The following is a 3,268-nucleotide window of genomic DNA, read 5'->3' on the forward strand; positions in this document are numbered from 1 at the left end:
GGTGAAGACCGCCGCGCAGGCCGCGGCCCCCTCGCTCCCCGGCATGGACAACCCGTTCTCGAACATCGAGAGCAAGGTTCGCAACGGCACCGGCAACGATCCGGAGGCCCTGAAGAACGCCGCCGTCAGCGCGATGCGCGCTGCAGTGACCGGTGACGCCACCCAGCAGAAGGACGCGCAGGAGAAGGCGGCCCAGGCCTTGGCCAAGGCGCAGAACATTCCGGTCGAGCAGGCCCGGACCCAGGTCGCGCTCTACGGTGCCCTGGCGCTGGTCCTCGGCGCGCTGGCTGCCTTCTTCGCCGGTCGCGGAGCCGCCGTCGATCCGGTGCTCACCCGCACCGCCGTCGCCGCCACGACGACCCAGCGTCGGGTCTGACGGTGAGCGACCCCTCCGCCATCGAGCCGCGTCTCCTTGGGACGCAGGACAAGCACGCGGCGGAGGTCGCCGTCGGCGAGAGCGTAACGCTCCCGCTGATCGCCGAGACCGCCCGCATTGACAAGCGGGCGGTGGAGACCGGACGGGTGCGGGTCTCCACCCGCACCGAGACCACGGACCAGATCCTGCGCGAGACCCTGCGTAGCGACATGGTCGGGGTCACCAGGGTGCCGATCAACCGGACCTTGGCCGAGGGCGAGACGCCCCCGGTGGTCCGCGAGGAGAACGGGGTGACCATCATCCCCGTCCTGGAAGAGATCCTCGTCGTCGAGAAGCGCCTCGTCCTGCGGGAGGAGGTGCATGTCCGCCGGACCACGGCGGGCGAGGACGTCGAGATGCCGGTGACGCTGCGCAGGCAGCAAGCCGTGATCGAACGCGTGTCCCCCGAGGGGCACGTCACGGCCCTGTCCCCCACGCCTTCATCGGAGATCGAACCATGACCCAGACCATCACCGCTATGTACGACACCTACCCGGAGGCGACCGCCGCCAAGGCGAAGCTCGTCGCCCTCGGCATCCCCGAGGTCGGCGTCCGGATCCTGTCCGGCAACGAGGCCGGCACAGCCGACACGACGACGCACGAGGAAGGCATGTGGGGCTCGCTGAAGGAGTTCTTCATGCCGGAGGAGGATCGCCACCTCCACGCCGAGGGCCTGCACCGCGGCGGTACCATGCTGACCGCGACCGTCGAGGACGGATACGCCGAGCAGACCTACGACATCCTTGAGGAGCACGGCTCGGTCGACATGGACGAGCGCGAGGCCTCCTGGCGCAAGGACGGCTGGAGCGGGCAGGCCGCCGGGGCCCCGGTGATGGCCGCCACCACCGCGGCCTCGACAAGGACCACCGGCCTGCATGCGGCTGGATCCACCGAGTCCGTCGCCGCCCCAGGCACGGCCCAGGGGACCGAGTACATCCCGGTGGTCGAGGAACGCCTCAACGTCGGTAAGCGCATGGTCGACAGCGGCCGGGTGCGGGTGCGCTCCTACGCCGTCGAGACTGCGGTGAGCGAGAACGTCACCCTGCGGGACGAGACCGTGCATGTCGACCGGCGCGTGGTCGACCGTGCGGTGACCCCGGGCGACATGGCCCTGTTCGAGGACAAGATCATCGAGGCGACCGAGATGCGCGAGCAGGCGGTGGTCTCGAAGGAAGCCCACGTCGTCGGGGAGGTCGGCATCCGCAAGGAGGCGTCCGACCGCGTCGAGACCGTGACCGACAAGGTGCGCCACACCGAGGTCGAGGTCACCGACGAGCGCGGGACGGTGAGCCGGACCGGCACCGCCGGCACCGCCACCGGGACCGTCCCGCACAAGCCGCTCTAAGCCTCGACCAGGGGGCGGCCTCCGGCCGTCCCCGCCCCGCTTCGACGCATGCACCCGTCATCGGAGGCAACCGACATGGCCCCGTTTCGCATCCTCGGCCTGGCGGCCCTCCTCGCCCTGCCGAACGTGACCGCGCAGGCCCGCGATCTCGGCGTCTCCGAGGAGGCTCTGCGGTCTGCCTGCACCGGCGATTACCTCCGGCTCTGCGCAGGCATCGATCCGAACGGCGACCGAGTCGAGGCCTGTTTCCGGGCCAAGATGGCGAAGGTCTCGCCCGGGTGCCGTTCGGCCATCGCCTTGTACCGGGTGCGGGAGACCACGACCGAGCGCCGGGCACAACAGGCCGAGGATCGCCGCCCCCGATGACGAACGCACACCCAGAACCCGGAATGAACCACACCCGATGACGATAGGTAACGACGGTTCGCTGGTCGCCGTGGCAGACGGAATCGCAATCTCCGGGATCAAGCTCCCGGGGGCGACCCCGGAGGGCATCGAGGCCCAGCTGCTCAACGTCGACGCCTCGCGCGGGGTGGTCGCCACCATCATCCACATCAAGCCGGGAGCCGAGATCCCGGCACACTTCCACAGGAACGGAGCAGAAGCCCATTACGTGCTGGAGGGTGACCTCGTGGACGCGGGTCGCAGCCTCGGGCCCGGGACGTACCTGACGCACGCGGCCGGCGTCGTGCACGGCCCCCATGCCTCGGTCCACGGCTGCAAGGTGCTGACCATCCAGGCCACCGAGGTCGGCTCGCAGGGCTACGACTTCAACCTCGCGGAGCCCGACGCGTGGGTCGACGGGCCGGCAGAGCCTCCCGCGCAATCCCCGACGGACCCGATGCCGGAGCGTGGGACAACGCCCCCCGACATGACCCTGGAAGAGGTTGCGACCGACGACCGTCCGGAGACGCAGAAGCTCGGACCGACCGACGACAACCCGACCAACCCGACGACCGGCTAAGGCACCGCCACTCAGCCGCGGTGAACGGCATACACGACCACAGGAGACACGCGATGAGTGACGGCTTTCCCTCCATGACCGCCTTGCTCGGCCTGCTCGCCGTGGCCGGGTTCCAGAACAAGGACAAGATCGCCGAGATGCTGAAGGGAGCGACCGACGCCACACCTTCCGGTGCGGCGCATGGCCAACCAGGCCTCGGGGGTATTCTGGGTAACCTCGGCGGCACGGGTGCCGGCGGGCTCCTCGGTGGGGGCCTGAGCCAGTTGATCGAGCACTTCCGCGGCAACGGTCACGGCGAGGCCGCCGATACCTGGGTCCGGCAGGGCCGGAACACCGAGATCCCGGCCGAACACCTGCATTCTGCCATTGGTCCCGACCTGCTCGCCACCCTGATAAAGCAGACCGGGCTCTCCGGCGACGAGCTTCTTTCCAGGCTGTCTCGGGTGCTTCCCTCGGCGGTCGACCGCTACACCCCCGACGGCAGGCTGCCGGCGCACTGACGCCCTCTCAGCCGCTCCGGCCCCCCTTCACCCTGGACCCCCGG

At 69.9% G+C, this 3,268-nt stretch carries 5 protein-coding genes and 1 pseudogene; all 6 read left to right on the forward strand.

The annotated features are described in order from the left end of the window. A pseudogene (locus FV223_RS23710) lies at positions 1–376 on the forward strand (PhnA-like protein); the annotation flags it as partial. A gap of 2 nt (positions 377–378) precedes the next feature. Next, the gene (locus FV223_RS23715) at positions 379–876 is read left to right on the forward strand and encodes a YsnF/AvaK domain-containing protein (protein WP_147729282.1); all 498 of its coding nucleotides are present in this window, start codon (positions 379–381) and stop codon (positions 874–876) included. Continuing rightward, a complete protein-coding gene (locus FV223_RS23720; protein ID WP_147729283.1) occupies positions 873–1,760 on the forward strand; it encodes a YsnF/AvaK domain-containing protein in 888 nt (295 codons plus the stop codon). The genes FV223_RS23715 and FV223_RS23720 overlap by 4 nt, the downstream gene beginning before the upstream one ends. 75 nt (positions 1,761–1,835) lie before the next feature. Beyond that, a complete protein-coding gene (locus FV223_RS23725) occupies positions 1,836–2,126 on the forward strand; it encodes a hypothetical protein (RefSeq protein ID WP_246686578.1) in 291 nt (96 codons plus the stop codon). Between the two features lie 37 nt (positions 2,127–2,163). Continuing rightward, positions 2,164–2,724, forward strand: coding sequence for a cupin domain-containing protein (locus tag FV223_RS23730; protein WP_147729284.1), 561 nt, complete (start codon positions 2,164–2,166; stop codon positions 2,722–2,724). A 53-nt stretch (positions 2,725–2,777) separates the two neighbouring features. After that, positions 2,778–3,224, forward strand: coding sequence for a YidB family protein (locus FV223_RS23735; protein WP_147729285.1), 447 nt, complete (start codon positions 2,778–2,780; stop codon positions 3,222–3,224). Positions 3,225–3,268: the final 44 nt, after the last annotated feature.

The sequence above is a fragment of the Methylobacterium sp. WL116 genome, assembly GCF_008039455.1.
GTDB lineage: Bacteria > Pseudomonadota > Alphaproteobacteria > Rhizobiales > Beijerinckiaceae > Methylobacterium.

Bases quoted from the DNA above. Each gene is read 5' to 3' on its own strand.
- FV223_RS23725 (WP_246686578.1), top strand. From the start codon at position 1,836: ATGGCCCCGTTTCGCATCCTCGGCCTGGCGGCCCTCCTCGCCCTGCCG.
- FV223_RS23735 (WP_147729285.1), top strand. From the start codon at position 2,778: ATGAGTGACGGCTTTCCCTCCATGACCGCCTTGCTCGGCCTGCTCGCC.
- FV223_RS23720 (WP_147729283.1), top strand. From the start codon at position 873: ATGACCCAGACCATCACCGCTATGTACGACACCTACCCGGAGGCGACC.
- FV223_RS23730 (WP_147729284.1), top strand. From the start codon at position 2,164: ATGACGATAGGTAACGACGGTTCGCTGGTCGCCGTGGCAGACGGAATC.